The organism is Aeromonas sp. HMWF016 (assembly GCF_963878195.1).
Classification (GTDB): domain Bacteria; phylum Pseudomonadota; class Gammaproteobacteria; order Enterobacterales; family Aeromonadaceae; genus Aeromonas; species Aeromonas lacus.
Genome location: NZ_CAWNWX010000054.1, coordinates 1 through 15,581 on the forward strand (window position 1 = coordinate 1; position 15,581 = coordinate 15,581).

At 59.9% G+C, this 15,581-nt stretch carries 15 protein-coding genes, 1 tRNA gene and 1 riboswitch; of the genes, 14 read left to right on the top strand and 2 right to left on the bottom strand.

Features of this window, described 5'->3' with window-relative positions; genetic code table 11:
* Positions 1–15: 15 nt before the first annotated feature.
* Positions 16–91: transfer RNA gene (locus AACS24_RS07980), tRNA-Thr, on the top strand.
* Here the strand turns inward: AACS24_RS07980 and AACS24_RS07985 are convergent.
* The gene (locus AACS24_RS07985) at positions 92–277 is read right to left on the bottom strand and encodes a hypothetical protein (protein ID WP_146181474.1); all 186 of its coding nucleotides are present in this window, start codon (positions 275–277) and stop codon (positions 92–94) included.
* A gap of 68 nt (positions 278–345) precedes the next feature.
* Here AACS24_RS07985 and codB point away from each other — a divergent pair, with 68 nt between their 5' ends.
* The 11 genes from codB to hemB all read left to right on the top strand — a co-directional run bounded on the left by codB (position 346) and on the right by hemB (position 9,637).
* Positions 346–1,590, top strand: coding sequence for a cytosine permease (gene codB / locus AACS24_RS07990; protein WP_108573071.1), 1,245 nt, complete (start codon positions 346–348; stop codon positions 1,588–1,590).
* Positions 1,584–2,849, top strand: coding sequence for a cytosine deaminase (locus tag AACS24_RS07995; protein ID WP_108573073.1), 1,266 nt, complete (start codon positions 1,584–1,586; stop codon positions 2,847–2,849). The genes codB and AACS24_RS07995 overlap by 7 nt, the downstream gene beginning before the upstream one ends.
* A 162-nt stretch (positions 2,850–3,011) precedes the next feature.
* On the top strand, positions 3,012–3,143 hold the full coding sequence (locus AACS24_RS08000; RefSeq protein ID WP_258223137.1) for a hypothetical protein: 132 nt from the start codon (positions 3,012–3,014) through the stop codon (positions 3,141–3,143).
* A 65-nt stretch (positions 3,144–3,208) separates the two neighbouring features.
* Positions 3,209–3,961 (top strand): bifunctional demethylmenaquinone methyltransferase/2-methoxy-6-polyprenyl-1,4-benzoquinol methylase UbiE, encoded by a 753-nt coding sequence (gene ubiE, locus AACS24_RS08005; protein WP_108573075.1) that lies wholly within the window; start codon positions 3,209–3,211, stop codon positions 3,959–3,961.
* Between the two features lie 8 nt (positions 3,962–3,969).
* Entirely contained in the window at positions 3,970–4,578 is a 609-nt protein-coding gene (locus tag AACS24_RS08010; protein WP_108573077.1) for a ubiquinone biosynthesis accessory factor UbiJ, read from the top strand.
* Positions 4,578–6,218, top strand: a complete 1,641-nt coding sequence (ubiB, locus tag AACS24_RS08015) for a ubiquinone biosynthesis regulatory protein kinase UbiB (RefSeq protein WP_033112887.1) — start codon at positions 4,578–4,580, stop codon at positions 6,216–6,218. Before AACS24_RS08010 ends, ubiB begins: the two co-directional genes overlap by 1 nt.
* 42 nt (positions 6,219–6,260) lie before the next feature.
* Positions 6,261–6,512 carry a Sec-independent protein translocase subunit TatA gene (gene tatA, locus AACS24_RS08020; protein WP_033112886.1) on the top strand — a complete coding sequence of 84 codons (252 nt, stop codon included), beginning with the start codon at positions 6,261–6,263 and terminating at the stop codon, positions 6,510–6,512.
* 3 nt (positions 6,513–6,515) lie between these two features.
* Positions 6,516–6,965, top strand: a complete 450-nt coding sequence (gene tatB / locus AACS24_RS08025; protein WP_108573079.1) for a Sec-independent protein translocase protein TatB — start codon at positions 6,516–6,518, stop codon at positions 6,963–6,965.
* On the top strand, positions 6,962–7,720 hold the full coding sequence (gene tatC, locus AACS24_RS08030) for a twin-arginine translocase subunit TatC (RefSeq protein ID WP_108573081.1): 759 nt from the start codon (positions 6,962–6,964) through the stop codon (positions 7,718–7,720). The genes tatB and tatC overlap by 4 nt, the downstream gene beginning before the upstream one ends.
* Before the next feature lie 111 nt (positions 7,721–7,831).
* A complete protein-coding gene (locus AACS24_RS08035) occupies positions 7,832–8,617 on the top strand; it encodes a TatD family hydrolase (RefSeq protein WP_108573083.1) in 786 nt (261 codons plus the stop codon).
* Between the two features lie 3 nt (positions 8,618–8,620).
* On the top strand, positions 8,621–9,637 hold the full coding sequence (gene hemB, locus AACS24_RS08040) for a porphobilinogen synthase (RefSeq protein ID WP_108573085.1): 1,017 nt from the start codon (positions 8,621–8,623) through the stop codon (positions 9,635–9,637).
* 164 nt (positions 9,638–9,801) lie between these two features.
* Here the strand turns inward: hemB and AACS24_RS08045 are convergent, their stop codons facing one another.
* Entirely contained in the window at positions 9,802–11,997 is a 2,196-nt protein-coding gene (locus tag AACS24_RS08045; RefSeq protein WP_108573087.1) for an immunoglobulin-like domain-containing protein, read from the bottom strand.
* A gap of 54 nt (positions 11,998–12,051) precedes the next feature.
* Positions 12,052–12,137, bottom strand: a riboswitch (cyclic di-GMP riboswitch).
* Positions 12,138–12,561: 424 nt separating this feature from the next.
* Between AACS24_RS08045 and prlC the strand changes: the two genes are divergently transcribed.
* Positions 12,562–14,604 (top strand): oligopeptidase A, encoded by a 2,043-nt coding sequence (gene prlC / locus AACS24_RS08050; protein ID WP_108573088.1) that lies wholly within the window; start codon positions 12,562–12,564, stop codon positions 14,602–14,604.
* Between the two features lie 206 nt (positions 14,605–14,810).
* Positions 14,811–15,581, top strand: a 771-nt coding sequence (locus AACS24_RS08055) for a PAS domain S-box protein (RefSeq protein ID WP_146181475.1), incomplete at its 3' end; no start/stop codon positions are given.

Genomic DNA, 15,581 nt, shown 5'->3' on the forward strand with positions numbered 1-15,581 from the left:
TTTACCGGTTAGTGTGCTGATATGGCTCAGTCGGTAGAGCGCATCCTTGGTAAGGATGAGGTCCCCAGTTCGATTCTGGGTATCAGCACCATTAAAGAGAAAGCCTCCCTGAAAAGGGAGGCTTTTTTGCATCTGTCGCTTTCCAAAAAATCTCCTCATATTCCTTATCTTCAATGTTTTCCTCTGTTTGTGGCCTGCCCTGTTTTTCTGCTGATTTGAGTCCCAATGTGTTACTCATTTGACTGCTATTGATGGTTTTATCCAGATACTTAACCATGATTGATTGACGTAAAACGTTTTACATGTAAAATCCGGCGCGTTTTGCCTATTACGTGGAGAGAGAGCATGGCGCAGGATAACGAATACTGTTTGGGGGCGGTTCCCGCCAAAGGGCGCAAAGGTGTACTGTCGCTGATGCTGGTGATGCTCGGCCTGACCTTCTTCTCTGCCAGCATGTGGACCGGCGGGGCGCTCGGTACCGGGCTGGTGTTCGATGATTTCATCAAGGCGGTTCTGCTCGGTAACTTGTTGCTGGGGATCTACACCGCCTGTCTTGGTTATATCGGTGCTTCAACCGGTCTCTCTACCCATCTGCTTGCGCGTTACTCGTTCGGTGTGAAAGGTTCCTGGCTGCCATCCCTGTTGCTGGGCGGTACTCAGGTCGGCTGGTTCGGCGTTGGCGTGGCCATGTTTGCGCTGCCGGTGCAGAAGGCGACCGGCATTGATGTGAACTGGCTGATCGCCATTTCGGGCATTCTGATGACGGTGACCGTCTACTTCGGTATTTCAGCTCTGATGGTACTGAGTTTTGTGGCGGTACCGGCCATTGCGCTGCTCGGTGGTTACTCGGTCTGGCTGGCGGTGACCTCGACCGGCGGTATGGCGGCGTTGCAGCAGGTGCAACCAAGCAATCCCATCGAGTTCACCACGGCGCTGACCATGGTAGTCGGTTCCTTTATCAGTGCAGGAACCCTGACCGCCGACTTTGTTCGGTTTGGTCGCAAACCCTGGGGCGCCGTCATGATTACCATGGTGGCGTTTTTTTTGGGCAATACCTTGATGTTCATCTTTGGCGCAGCTGGCGCGGCGGTGACTGGGCAGGCCGATATCTCGGAAGTGATGCTGATGCAGGGGCTGCTGATCCCCGCCATTTTGGTACTGGGTCTCAATATCTGGACCACCAACGACAACGCCCTCTACGCCTCCGGCCTCGGTTTTGCCAACATTACCGGTCTCAAGAGCAAGCCGCTCAGCGTGATCAACGGCCTGATCGGCACGGCTTGCGCCCTCTGGCTCTACAACAACTTTGTCGGTTGGCTAGCCTTTTTGAGTACGGCAATTCCGCCGATCGGTGGCATTATCATCATGGATTTCCTGCTCAATCGTGAGCGTTACCGTCAGTTTGCCGATCAGCAGTTCGAGACGGTGCGCTGGCAGGCGCTGGTCGCCACGGCAGTCGGGGTGGCTGTCGGCAAGTGGCTGCCGGGCATAGTGCCACTCAACGCGGTATTGGGCGCCGCCTTCACCTATTTCATTCTGGTTCGCCTCACCCAGCGGCCGGTTCTGGTACAGGAAGCTAGCAAATGCTGATTCAACATATTCGTTTGGCCGATCGGGAAGGGTTGTGGCAGATCCGCTGTCAGGATAGAGTCATCACCGCCATCGAGCCCCATGACGAACATGCCGTCGCCGGTCGAGTGCTGGACGGGGAGGGCGGTCTGGCTATCGCTCCCTTTATCGAACCCCACATTCACCTCGATACCACCCAGACGGCCGGCGAGCCGAGCTGGAATCTCTCCGGCACCCTGTTCGAAGGGATCGAGCGCTGGGCCGAACGCAAGGCGTTGCTGACCCATGAAGATGTGAAACAGCGTGCCATCCAGACACTGAAATGGCAGATCGCCAACGGAATCCAGTTCGTCCGCACCCACGTTGATGTCTCCGACCCCAATCTGGTGGCTCTGAAGGCGATGCTGGAGGTGCGGGAGGAGATGAAGGAGTGGGTCGAGCTGCAGATCGTCGCCTTCCCGCAGGAGGGGATCCTCTCCTACCCCAACGGCAAGGCACTGCTGGAGGAGGCGCTCAAGCTGGGCGCCGACGTGATCGGTGCGATCCCCCATTTCGAGTTTACTCGGGAATATGGGGTCGAAAGTCTGCACTACATCTTCGATCTTGCCGAGAAGTATCAGGTTCTGGTCGATGTGCATTGCGACGAGATCGATGACGAGCAGTCCCGTTTTATCGAGACGCTGGCGACCCTGGCCTACGAGCGCGGTATCGGCCATAGAGTCACGGCCAGCCATACCACCGCCATGCACTCTTACAACGGAGCCTATGCTTCCCGCCTGTTCCGGCTGCTCAAGATGGCAGACATCAACTTCGTGGCCAATCCGCTGGTGAACATTCACCTGCAGGGGCGCTTCGATACCTATCCCAAGCGCCGCGGTATCACCCGGGTGAAGGAGATGCTGGAGGCGAACATCAACGTCTGCTTCGGTCACGACGACGTGTTCGATCCCTGGTATCCCATGGGCACCGCCAACATGTTGCAGGTGCTGCACATGGGGCTGCATATCTGCCAGATCATGGGTTACGAGCAGATCAACGACGGTTTGAAGCTAATCAGCAGCCACAGCGCCCGCACCCTGAACGTGCAGGATCGCTATGGCATCGAGGTGGGGAAACCGGCCAACTTGCTGATCCTGCCCGCCGATAGCGGTTTCGATGCGGTGCGTCGTCAGGTGCCGGTACGTTACTCGATCCGCCACGGCAAGGTGATTGCCCAGACCCGTCCGGCCCAGACCGAGATCGTACTGGGTCAGCCCGAGCCCATCGATTTTCGCCGCTGAGTTTTCAATCAGGCCGGATGGCGATTAGTTCCCTCGCTGGGCACAAGGGCCGCCATTGCGACATAATGGCGGCCTTACCCTGAGGGAGTGATTGATGCCATGCAAGCCCGGTTCTATGTTGCGATTGGGGGCGCTTCGGCGTCTTGACCTGCTTCTCCTCCTTTGCCCTCGATTCCAGTGGTACTGGCCCAGCACTGTGCCGATCTGAAGGCGCAGCTCAATATCATCCTCAATCTGTTCCTCTGCACGGCCATGGTCATGCACGGCATGCAGATGGTTGCGAGCCGGGTTTAAGGTGTCCGCACGCCATTGGCTCTGGTAAACTGGCGACCATTCTTTGTTCTATGGGTGTTTAAGGGATGTCAGAACAAGCTACGACAACGCATTTCGGCTTTAAAACCGTGGCCGCGACCGAGAAAGAAACTCTGGTGGCTGGCGTCTTCCATTCGGTGGCAGCCAAGTATGATCTGATGAACGATCTGATGTCGTTCGGCATCCACCGCCTGTGGAAGCGCTTCACTATCGACTGCTCCGGCGTGCGCAAGGGACAGAAGGTGCTGGATCTGGCCGGTGGTACCGGCGATCTGACCGCCAAGTTCTCCCGCATCGTTGGCGAAACCGGTCAGGTGGTGCTGGCGGATATCAACGATTCCATGCTCAAGGTTGGCCGCGACAAGCTGCGCAATCTGGGGGTGGCCAACAACGTCTCCTACGTCCAGGCCAACGCCGAGGCGCTCCCGTTCCCGGATAACCACTTCGACATCATCACCATCGGCTTCGGCCTGCGCAACGTCACCGACAAGGACAAGGCGCTCTCCTCCATGTTCCGGGTGCTCAAGCCGGGCGGCCGTCTGCTGGTGCTGGAGTTCTCCAAGCCGGTCAGCGAAGTGATCGCCAAGCTGTACGATCTCTACTCCTTCAAACTGCTGCCGAAAATGGGCGAAATCGTCGCGAACGACAGCGAAAGTTACAAATACCTGGCGGAGTCGATCCGCATGCACCCAGATCAGCAGACCCTGGCCGGCATGATGGAAAATGTCGGTTTCGAACAGGTTGAGTACTTCAACCTGACTCAGGGCGTGGTCGCCCTGCACCGCGGTTACAAGTTTTAAGGTTGCCTATGCCGATGGATGCCATGGTCACCGCCGTGATCGAAACCAGCCTCAATCAGTTGCTGGGGCTGGACAAAGAGAGCCCGGAGCGGCTGCGCAAGCTGGCAGGCAAGGTACTCAAGCTGGAGCTGCGTGAACTCAAGCCGCTCTGGTTTGTCTTCTCCGAGCGTCGGCTGGATGTGCTGGCCAGCTATGAAGGTGAGGCGGATGCAGTGCTGAGCCTCTCCCTGACCGCCCTCGGTCTGCTCAAGGAGCCCTCCGCCCTGACCCGCTATATTCGCGAGGAGAAGCTGGATCTGAGCGGTGACCCCCAGCTGGTGCAAGCGTTCAGCGTGCTGCTGGGCGAGCTCGATATCGACTGGGAAGAGGAGCTATCCCGCTATACCGGCGATGTCGTGGCCCACTCCCTGTTCAGCGGTGCCCGTCAGGCGCGTCGTCTGGTCGGCCGCGAACTGTGCCGCAGCCAGCGTCAGCTGGCGGAATATCTGACCGAAGAGATCCGCCTCGCCCCCGGCCCGCTGGAAGTGGCGAGCTTCAACGATGATGTCGAGGTGCTGGCTCAGCAGCTCAAGGCCGTTGAACTGCGGCTGGCTCGACTCGAACAGCAGGTGGCCTGATGACCCCGAAAGAGTTCAAACGCCTCTATCGCATCATCACCATCCTGCTGGAGCGGGGCATCGACGAGTTGGTGCCCGCTCGCTATCAACCCTGGCCGGGTCGTCTGGCCCGCCGCTCCCTGTTCTGGCTCAAGAACCAGCAACCGGATCTCAGCCGCGGCGCCCGCATCCGCCTCGCCTTCGAGGCCCTTGGCCCCATCTTCATCAAATTTGGCCAGATGCTCTCGACCCGGCGTGACTTGCTGCCGCCGGACATCGCCGAGGAGCTGGCCCTGCTGCAGGACAGAGTGCCCCCCTTCTGCGGTCAGGCGGCGCGTCAGCAGATTGAGCGCAGTCTGGGTTGCCCTATCGAGACCCTGTTCGACGACTTCGACGAGACGCCGCTGGCCTCCGCCTCCATCGCCCAGGTGCATACCGCCCGGCTGAAAGAGAGTGGCCGCGAGATCGTCATCAAGGTGATCCGCCCCGACATCGAGCCGGTCATCGACGCTGATCTGCGCCTGATGCGGGCGCTGGCCCGTCTGGTGGCGCGCTTTGTGCCCCAGAGTGCGCGACTGCGCCCCATCGAGGTGGTGGAGGAGTATCGCAAGACCATCCTCGACGAGCTCAACCTGATGCGGGAGGCGGCCAACGCCATCCAGCTGCGGCGCAACTTCACCGGCTCCGAGGCGCTCTATGTACCTGAAATCATCACCGATCTCTGCCGCGAGCAGGTGCTGGTGATGGAGCGCATCTACGGCATACCGGTCTCCGATATCGCTGCGCTGGAAGCCAACGGTACCAACATGAAGCTGCTGGCCGAGCGCGGGGTGGAGGTCTTCTTCACCCAGGTGTTCCGTGACAGCTTCTTCCACGCCGACATGCACCCGGGCAATATCTTCGTCTCTTACGAACATCCGGAAAACCCGCTCTGGATCGGTATCGACTGCGGCATCGTCGGTACCCTCAACCGGGAAGACAAACGCTATCTGGCGGAGAACTTCCTCGCCTTCTTCAACCGTGACTATCGCCGGGTGGCGGAACTGCACGTGGAGTCGGGCTGGGTGCCGGCCGATACCAAGGTGGACGAGTTCGAGTTCGCCATCCGCACCGTGCTGGAGCCCATTTTCGAGAAGCCGCTCTCCGAGATCTCGTTCGGTCACGTGCTGCTCAACCTGTTCAACACTGCGCGCCGCTTCCATATGGCGGTACAGCCGCAGCTGGTGCTGCTGCAGAAGACCCTGCTCTATGTCGAGGGACTGGGCCGTCAGCTCTATCCCCAGCTGGACTTGTGGCAGACCGCCAAGCCGTTCCTCGAAAACTGGATGCACGAGCAGGTGGGTCCCAAGTCGGTATTGAATGCCATCAAGGAGAAGGCGCCGTTCTGGGCGGAGAAGCTGCCGGAACTGCCCGAGCTGGTCTACGAGACCCTGCGCCAGACCCGTCATCAGCAGCACCACTTCGACCAGATGTTTGCCGAGTTTCGGCGCCACAGTCGTCGCCAGGGTCAGGCTCGCTACCTCTTAGGGGTGGGAGCCAGCCTGCTATTGGCGGGTGTATTCTTGCTGACCCAAAAACAACACATCGAGTGGGGACAAATCAGCCTCACCGGTGCCGGGATCTGCTGGCTGCTTGGTTGGCTGCGAACCCGTTCCCATTAAACAAAAACCGCGCCATCAGGCGCCTGCTCTGGAGAGAAAGTCATGGGTGGTATCAGTATTTGGCAATTGTTGATCATTGCAGTCATCGTCGTGCTGCTGTTCGGTACCAAGAAACTGCGCGGGATCGGTGGCGATCTGGGGGCAGCGGTCAAGGGGTTCAAAAAGGCGCTGGCCGATGAGCCAAGCGATGCCAAGCCGCAACAGAATGATGCCGAGTTTCCGCCGAAGCAGCTGAACGAAACGGCTAACCAGAACGCCGAGACCGCCAAGCAGAAAGACAAAGATCAGGCCTAAGCCATGTTCGATATCGGTTTTTGGGAGCTGGTGGTTATCGCCGTTGTAGCGTTGGTGGTGCTGGGGCCGGAACGGCTGCCCAGCGCTATCCGCACGACGACGCACTGGATCCGCCTCATCCGCTCCACCGCCAACTCGGTCAAGGCCGAGCTGGAGCAGGAGCTCAAGCTGCAAGAGCTGCACAATGACCTGAAGAAGGCCGAACAGCTGCAGATGAACAACCTGAGCCCCGAGCTGCAGGAGTCCATCGAACAGCTCAAGGCGGCGGCCCAGTCGGTCAACCGCCCCTATCAGGTCGAGAACGAGATCCGTCCCCCCGTCGCAGAGCCTGTTGCTCCCGTCGAGCCAGTGGCTCAGGTTGCCCAGGTGAATGACGAGGTGCCGCCGGTCAACAGCCAGCAGGAGCATGAAGTCGTGAACGAGCCGGTCAGCAAAGGGGAGGCGAAGCCATGAGTCAGGCAGAACAACCCCTGATCAGCCATCTGGTGGAGCTGAGAACCCGCCTGTTGCGGTCGGTGACGGCCATCCTGCTGGTCTTTCTGGCGCTGATCTACTTCTCCAACAACATCTACGACTTCGTGGCGCAGCCGCTGCTAAGCCAGCTGCCGGCAGGCACCAGCATGATAGCGACGGATGTGGCGACCCCCTTCCTGACGCCGATCAAGCTGACGCTGGTGGTCTCCTTCTTCGTGGCGATCCCCTATCTGCTCTATCAGGCCTGGGCCTTTATCGCCCCCGGTCTGTACCAGCATGAACGGCGCCTGATCATGCCGTTGGTGGTCTCCAGTGCCCTGCTGTTCTACGCGGGGATGGCGTTTGCCTATTACGTGGTGTTCCCGCTGGTATTCGGCTTCTTCACCAGTACCGCCCCCGCCGGGGTGACGGTGGCGACCGACATCGCCAGCTATCTGGACTTCGTACTGACCCTGTTCTTCGCGTTCGGGGTGGCGTTCGAAATTCCGGTGGCCACCATCCTGCTCTGCTGGACCGGGGTAACCAGTCCCAAGAGCCTTCGGGAGAAGCGTCCCTACGTTATCGTCGGGGTGTTTGTGGTCGGTATGCTGCTGACGCCGCCCGATGTCTTCTCCCAGACGCTGCTCGCGATCCCCATGTGGGGCTTGTGGGAGCTGGGTCTCTTCTTCGCCCGTTTCTACGTGAAAGAAGAGAGCGAAGAAGAGAAGCAGGAACAGACTGAAGAGGGGAGCTAAGGCTCCCTTCCTCTTTTCATGCTCCCGTTCGAGGCGTATGGTAAGACCCCATTCGGTAGATGGTTTTCAAATACCTGATATGTATTCCTTTTGTTCGGAACGTCTCATCCCATGATCGATATCGGTTTAAACCTGACCAGCAGCCAGTTCGCCGGTGAACAGCCTGAACTGGTAGCCCGCGCTCGCGCCGCCGGGGTAGAGGCCCTGATCCTGACCGGTACCGATCTGGAAGGCAGCCACGAGAGCGCCGGGTTGGCCGCCCGCTGGCCGGGCTACTGCTTCTCCACCGCCGGGGTCCATCCCCACGATGCCAAGAGTGTCGATGAGGCGACCCTGCCCGCCTTGCGCGAGCTGGCAGCCTTGCCGCAGGTGGTCGCTATCGGCGAGTGCGGCCTCGACTACAACCGCGATTTCTCCCCCCGTCCGGTGCAGGACGCTGTGTTCGACGCCCAGCTGGCACTGGCCGCCGAGCTCGGGATGCCGGTGTTTCTCCATTGCCGCGATGCGCACGCCCGTTTCATCGAGATCCTCCATCCCTGGTTGCCGAAACTACCGGGAGCCGTGCTGCACTGCTTCACCGGCTCAGACGAGGAGCTGGACGAGTGTCTGGCGCTGGGGATGCATATCGGGGTGACCGGTTGGCTGTGCGACGAGCGTCGCGGCCAGCTGCTGCGCGAGCAGGTGGCCCGCATTCCAGCCGGCCGGCTGATGATCGAGACCGACGCCCCCTATCTGGTGCCGCGGGATCTGAAACCCCGCCCGAAACGCAACGAACCTGCTTTTTTGCCGCACATCGCCCAGGTGGTGGCGGCCTGTCGTGGTGAAGCGCCCGAGGCCTTGCTGGCCCACACCCGGGCCACTTCCGCCGCGTTCTTCCAACTTCCTCTCCAGGAGTGATTCATGGCTACAACTCTTCCGGGCGCCTTTCCGGGCCGCCGCCTGCGCCGTCTGCGCAAACATGATTTCAGCCGTCGTCTGGTGCGCGAGAACGTACTGACCGTCAACGATCTCATCTATCCGGTGTTCGTGCTGGAGGGGGAGAACCGTCGGGAAGCCGTTCCCTCTATGCCGGGGGTAGAACGTCTCTCCATCGATCTGCTGCTGGAGGAAGCCGCTGAACTGGTGGCGCTGGGCGTACCTGCCATTGCCCTGTTCCCGGTCACCCCGCTGGAGAGCAAGAGCCTGATGGCGGAAGAGGCCTACAACCCGAACGGACTGGCCCAGCGCACCGTGCGTGCTCTCAAGGCCCGCTTCCCGGAGCTGGGGGTCATCACCGACGTGGCGCTCGACCCGTTCACCACCCACGGTCAGGACGGCATCATCGATGACGAAGGCTATGTGCTGAACGACATCACCACCGAGATCCTGATCAAGCAGGCGCTCTCCCATGCCGAGGCTGGCGTCGATATAGTCGCGCCGTCCGACATGATGGATGGCCGCATCGGCGCCATCCGCGCTGCACTGGAAGAGAACGGCTTCATCAACACCCAGATCATGGCCTACTCTGCCAAGTACGCCTCCTGCTACTACGGCCCGTTCCGTGATGCAGTTGGCTCTGCCGGCAACCTCGGCAAGAGCAACAAGGCTACCTACCAGATGGATCCGGCCAACAGCAATGAAGCCCTGCACGAAGTGGCGCTGGATATTCAGGAAGGGGCCGACAGCGTGATGGTCAAGCCGGGCATGCCCTATCTGGATGTGATCCGTCAGGTGAAGGATAAGTTCGGCGTGCCGACCTTCGCCTATCAGGTGAGTGGCGAGTACGCCATGCACATGGCAGCGATCCAGAATGGCTGGCTGAAAGAGAAGGAGTGCATCATGGAGTCCCTGCTCTGCTTCAAGCGGGCCGGTGCTGACGGCATCCTCACCTACTTCGCCAAGCGCGTGGCGCAGTGGCTGAAAGAAGATGCCCGTTAATCCGGGTTGAAGAGATAAACGAGAGGGGGAGCCGATGGCTCCCCCTCTTTGTTATGGCTGGCTGATTACAACTTGGTCCAGGCATCGCTCCAGGCAGTGCCGGTCGCGGTTGATGCATAGTGGCGGAGGGAGCCTGCGGTTCCCTCTTGGTTATGACCGGCTGATTACAGCTTGGTCCAGGCATCGCTCCAGGCAGTGCCGGTACCCGGTGCATAGTGGCTGGTCGAGCCGCCACACCAGCCGCTGTAGGGCCAGGGTTTGCACTCGTAGTTGCCACCGGCATTGCTGACCCGATCACCGGCCTGATAGCTGGTGTTGGGGGCGTAGGCCGGGTAGTCACCATCGTTGCCGCCGTTGTCGCTCTCTTCAGCCAGGGTGACCGGGAAGCGCTGTACCACAGGCTGCTGGCCATCTGCCAGACCGTTGATCACCACTTCATAGCTACCATCGGTCACATTGCTGCCTTGCAATACCAGTGCGCTGGTACCGTTCACCAGACTGGTAGTGTTGCCATAGCTGCGGCCGTTCTGCTCCAGCGTGGCAGAGATCTGCACCGGGTTGGCGGTGGTGATGTTGAAGCGGATGGTGACCTGACCGTTGACTATGGTGTAGTCGGAACCCATGGCGCTGACGGTGAAGTCGCTGCTGCCGATCACCGGCGGCTTCTCGCCACCATCGCAGTCGCTCTCTCCCTGCAGACGCCAGACGCCCCACTCACCGGTCGTACCCGGCTCATCGTTCTGGGTCCACCATTCGGCGCGCCAGCTCTTGCCGTTGTGGCTGACGATGTCGCCGCCGACGTAGGTCTTTTTGGCATCCCAGCTGTTCTGACAGATGGCGCCCTGCTCCCTGACGGTCACGTTGCGCTGCTGGGTGACGCGCTGGCCTGCGCTATCGCTCACCTGATAGGTGAGGGTGTAGCGGCCGACCTTGCTGCTGTCGACGTTGCCGCTGACCTGAATGTTGGCGGTCAGATCGCCATCTTCCTCATCATGGGCGCTGACGCCGGCCATGGCGTTGAACGGCGTACCGAGCTCGATAGTAGTGTCCGCAATACCGGTAAAGACCGGCTTCATGCTGTAGACCTCGACGGTGCGAACCTGCTCGGTAGTCTGGTTGTCGCTGTCGCTCACCTTGTAGGTGAGGGGATAGAGGCCGATACGCTGGGTATCAACGCTCCCTTCCACCTGGATCTGGCTGGTCAGATCGCCATCTTCCTTGTCACTGGCGCTGACGCCGGCCAGCGGGTCAAAGCGGGTGCCGTGCTTGACGCGGGCATCGCTCAGGCCACTGAACACCGGCTTGCCGTTCTCGTCCGGCGGGGTGATGTTCTGCTCGTGGATGAAGGGGCCGTAGCTCTTGATGAAGGCTTCGTTGTAGGCCTGACCGGCCGCGCTGCGACCCATGTCCCAGTTAATGGACCAGGTCATCACGCCGCGCAGGGGCTGACCCTGACTCTTGAGGCGGTTGAAGGCGTCGAAGAGATCCTGTGGATTCTTGACGTAACCGGTGGCGGCGGCATCGATATTGGTCGGGATACCGAATACCAGCTTGTCGTGGGGGATCTTGTAGTAGCCGCGACTGCCGTTGATGAGAGAGTCCGCCATGTAGTAGATGAACTCCTCTTTCAGGGCATCGTTGTTCTGGGCGATCCAGCCTACCCCGTCGATCCAGATGCCGTCGCCCCCCTGGTTGTAGAACTGGGGGTTGATCCAGTCGTAGTAGCCTTCCAGCGCCCGCAGATAGGGGGTATAGAGACCGCTGGCGGTCAGGTAGGGGAATTCGGGCGCCATGGTGATGAGGAAGTTTTTCCCCTGCGCGCGGTAGTGGTCCTTGACCAGCCGCAGGGCAGCCGGGATCACGGTCTGGTTGTTGGCGGCAGTGATGGCGGACTGCTCCAGATCGATGTCCAGACCGTCGAAGCCATAGGTCTCCACCAGACGGATGATCTCGTCGGCGAAGGCCTGCTCCTGACCGGTACGCAGCTCGATATGGGCATCGGCACCGCCCAGCGCCAGCAACACGGAGCGGCCCTGGCTGTTCAGCAGGGCAATTTGCTCGATAAACTGGCTCTCGCTCATGCCGGTAGCCGGGTCGAGCTTGAAGGTGGGGATGGGATCGCTGCCATACACCTTCATGAAGGAGACATCGACCACGTTGTATTGCGGATTGACTTGGTCGAGCTTGACGCAGGGAGCGGTACCGCCCTGATAGCCAGAGCCACCGCACCAGTTGTGCCAGTAACCCACGACGACTCCGGATTGGGGATTGACCATGGCCTGACCGGCCGAGGCGGCCTGCGCCATGGGGGCGCCCATGCCGAGCAGACAGCCCAGCAGGGATAACTTCAATTTGTTCATCTTGATATCTCCATACAGTACAAACGGAGCGTCCAGCTATGGCCGAACGCTCCCGGGGGCAGCCCCGCTGTCATAGGAAATCTCCCTTAGACCGGTGGCTTTGCGTCGTGCCCTTTCGGTTCACTTTGCCTTTTTCACCCGTTCTCCGTGCGGCACGGAGAATCAAGTGACCTGAGTAACAGGCTGCTTATGATATGCACTTAAAAACAAATTAATCAACGTATGTGCATGATTTGTTTTAGTTATTAACTTATTGATTAATTATTTTCCAAGCATGGAAAGGGCCGGTGATAGTCTGTTGTGATGTACTCCTTTGTTGATTGGATTTGGTCTGCTCCCTTGTTGTTCGAGAGTTGAAAAAGCCGTAAAAAGAGCAAAAAAGTACCGATTATTCATGCTGTTGCCGTCCAGTGTCTGGCAGAGAGGTGTTTGAGCTCACAAAGAGGGGAAAACCGTGCCGACAGGCGGATTGAAGCTTGATTATTGCGTGACTTGGCCACATGTTAGAGAACCATGAAGAGCTGCTAAAGCGGTCTGTTCAAGACCAAACAAGAGGTAACCGGGATGAATAACCCTTTGCTGTCAATGGATTCGCTGCCCCCTTTCAGCCAGATCCAGCCTGATCATGTACAGCCCGCCGTGACGCAGGCCATCGCCGATTGCAAACAGAAGATCAAGGATGTGCTGGCGCACTCCGAGCCCCACACCTGGGACAGCCTGATCGCCCCGCTGGAAGAGGTCAACGACCGTCTGGCGCGGATCTGGTCACCGGTCAGCCACCTCAACTCCGTGCTCAACAGCGAACCACTGCGCGCGGCCCACGATGCCTGTCTGCCGCTGCTCTCCGAATTCCAGACCTATGTCGGTCAACACGAGGGGCTCTATCAAGCCTATCTGGCGCTCTCCGAGAGCGATGATTTCCCGCGGCTTGGCGGCGCCCAGCGCAAGGAGATCCAGAACACCCTGCGCGACTTCCGCCTCTCCGGTATTGGTCTGCCTGCCGAGGCGCAGCAGCGCTACGGCGAAATTCAGGCCCGCCTCTCCGAGCTGGCTTCCCGCTTCAGCAACAACGTGCTGGATGCGACCCAGGGCTGGCACAAGCTGGTGGCCGATGAGGCTGAGCTGGCCGGTCTGCCGGAGAGCGTGCTGGCGGCGGCTCGCCAGATGGCCGAGTTCAAAGGCAAGGAGGGGTGGCTGTTCACGCTGGATATTCCCTCCTACCTGCCGGTGATGATGTATGCCGACAACCGCGAGCTGCGGGCCGAGATGTATGAAGCCTTCACCACCCGCGCTTCCGATCAGGGGCCCAATGCTGGCAAGTGGGACAACTCCGCCATCATGACCGAGCTGCTCACCCTGCGCAGCGAGCTGGCCCGGTTGTTGGGCTTTGCCAACTATGCCGAGCTGTCGCTGGCGACCAAGATGGCTGACAAGACCAGCCAGGTGGTGGATTTCCTCACCGATCTGGCGGCCAAATCCCTGCCGCAAGGCAAAGCAGAGCTGGAAGAGATCCGCGCCTTTGCCGCCGAACAACACGGCCAGAGCGAGCTGGCAGCCTGGGATCTCGCCTACTACGCCGAGAAGCTCAAGCAGCACAAATTCTCCATCTCCGACGAGCAGCTGCGCCCCTACTTCCCCGCCAACAAGGTGGTGAAGGGGTTGTTCGAAGTGGTCAAGCGGGTGTTCGGCATGAAAGTGCGCGAGCGCCTCGGCATCGACACCTGGCATCCGGATGTGCGCTTCTACGACATCTTCGATAGCGAGGACGAACTGCGTGGTAGCTTCTATCTCGATCTCTACGCCCGCGAGCACAAGCGGGGCGGAGCCTGGATGGATGTCTGCCTGGGTCGTCGCTACCGTCAGGATGGGTCGCTGCAAAAGCCGGTCGCCTACCTGACCTGCAACTTCAACGGCCCGGTGGATGGCAAGCCTGCGCTCTTTACCCATGACGAAGTGGTTACTCTGTTCCACGAATTCGGTCACGGCATTCACCACATGCTGACCCGCATCGACGTGGCTGGCGTGGCCGGCATCAACGGCGTGGCCTGGGATGCGGTCGAGTTGCCGAGCCAGTTCCTCGAGAACTGGTGCTGGGAGTCCGAGGCGCTGGCCTTTATCTCCGGCCACTACGAGACCGGCGAGCCGTTGCCTGCCGATCTGCTGGAGAAGATGCTGACCGCCCGCAACTTCCAGGCCGCCATGCAGATGCTGCGTCAGCTGGAGTTCGCTCTGTTCGACTTCCGTCTGCATCAGGAGTTTGACCCGGCCAAACAGGATCAGATCCCGGCGCTGCTGGATGAGGTGCGCAGCCAGGTGGCGGTGATGACGCCGCCGGCGTTCAACCGCTTCCAGCACAGCTTCTCCCATATCTTCGCGGGCGGTTATGCGGCGGGCTACTACAGCTACAAATGGGCGGAAGTGCTCTCTGCCGATGCCTTCTCCCGTTTCGAGGAGGAGGGGATCTTCAACCCGGCGACCGGCCAATCCTTCCTGCAGAACATTCTGGAGAAAGGGGGCTCGAAGGAGCCGATGGAGCTGTTCCGTGCCTTCCGCGGTCGGGAGCCAAAGGTCGATGCGCTGCTGCGCCATAGCGGGATTGCTGCATAACCTTTCATCCCCGCCGTAGCGGTGAGCTTCAAGCAGATACGCTTTTGCGGCATAGTGGGATCAAGGCGTGATTTTTGCCATAAAAAGGGACCTTTTGGTCCCTTTTCTCATGCCTTTTTAATATCTTGCTGAATGCATGTTTGCACTGCCCGCGCCTCTTAAGTAGAGTCGTGTTCTACATCTTCAAGGAGAGAAAGCCCCTTGCCATGAGGCGAGCACTCGATTCCGTCTATCAAATCATCTCCAGTCTGGCTCATTCGAGTGGTCAGGGATATTTCGATACCTTTGTGAGTGAAATCGCCGCGGTTGTGATGGCTGATGTCGTCCTGATCACAGCATGGGAACCAAACGCTGCCCAATTCAGGGCGCAGGCCGCTTATCCCTCCTGTCTTGAACCCGAATCCCTGCAACTGCCGCTAACCGGCTCGCCCGATGCCATCACCTGGCATGAGGGAGAAGCCTGGTTCAGCGACCGTCTGCTCCAGCTCTTCCCCCATGTGCCCCTCGCGCAGGAGTGGCAGCCGCAGGCCTATGCCGGCATTGTGCTCAAGAACGCCGATGGCGAGCCCATCGGCATCTGCAGCCTGCTCTATCGCCAGCCGCAGGCCAACATGGGTAAGGTGATGGGGTTGCTCAAGCTGCTAGGGCCGCTGGCCGGCCGCGAGCTGGCCCTCCTGCTGCAGCGCGCGCAGCAGCCACTGCCAGATTCGCCCCATATGCTGCAGAGCATGCTCTCCCATGCGCCGGTCGGGATCGGCAAGCTGGACCTTGCCGGGCGAATCCTCTGGGCCAATCCGGCCATCGAGAAGATGCTGGGATACCCGCTCGACGAGTTGCTCCATCGCACCATCTCCGACATCAATCATCCCGAAGACTGGATGCGCAGTGCCGAATACTATGAGCAGATCTATCGTGGCGAGCGCAGCAGCTTCACCCAGGAGAAGCGCTACTTCTGCAAGGGCGGGGAAGTGCTGTGG